The sequence below is a fragment of the Curtobacterium sp. MCBA15_005 genome (assembly GCF_001864855.1).
Taxonomy (GTDB): domain Bacteria; phylum Actinomycetota; class Actinomycetes; order Actinomycetales; family Microbacteriaceae; genus Curtobacterium; species Curtobacterium flaccumfaciens.
Map to the genome: position 1 here is coordinate 1 of NZ_MJGL01000047.1, position 698 is coordinate 698.

At 66.8% G+C, this 698-nt stretch carries 1 protein-coding gene; it reads right to left on the reverse strand.

Translation table 11 applies throughout. From position 1 onward, the window contains the following. Window positions 1-46: 46 nt before the first annotated feature. A partial coding sequence (locus BIU89_RS13565; RefSeq protein WP_441294456.1) for an ABC transporter permease subunit occupies window positions 47-698 on the reverse strand: 652 nt, incomplete at its 5' end.

The following is a 698-nucleotide window of genomic DNA, read 5'->3' on the forward strand; positions in this document are numbered from 1 at the left end:
ACCCGACCGTTTCTGCTCACCAAGCGAACGCGCACGCGCGAAACCGCTACTTGCGCGCGGACGCCGCCCGGCGCTTGTTGAACACGTCGAACGCGACGGCGGCGAGCAGCACCAGACCCTTGATCAGGGACTGGAACTCGGTGCCGACACCGAGGATCGACATGCCGTTGTTCAGCAGGCCGATGATCAGACCACCGACGATCGCACCCGGCACGGTGCCGATGCCGCCGGTGACGGCCGCACCACCGATGAAGACGGCGGCGATGGCGTCGAGCTCGAAGCCGTTTCCAGCGCCCGGTGCCGCCAGGTTGAGCTGGCCGGTGAAGACCACGCCCGCCAGGGCCGAGATGACACCCATGTTGACGAAGAGCAGGAACGTGACGCGCTTCGTCTTCACACCCGACAGCTGCGCGGCCAGGGCGTTGCCACCGATCGCGTAGATGTGGCGGCCGAACACCGCGCTCCGCATGACGACCGAGTAGATCACCACGAGGGCACCGAGCACGACGAGCACGATCGGGGTGCCGTTGTAGCTGGCGAGCAGGAGTGCCACGTAGATCACGAGCACGGCGCCGAACGCCGTCTTCACGATGAACCAGGCGAACGGCTCGCTCTCGAGCTGGTACTTGCGACGCGTGATGCGACCGCGGAACGCGGCGATCACCATGACGGCCGCGGCGGCGAAGCCGAGGATCATC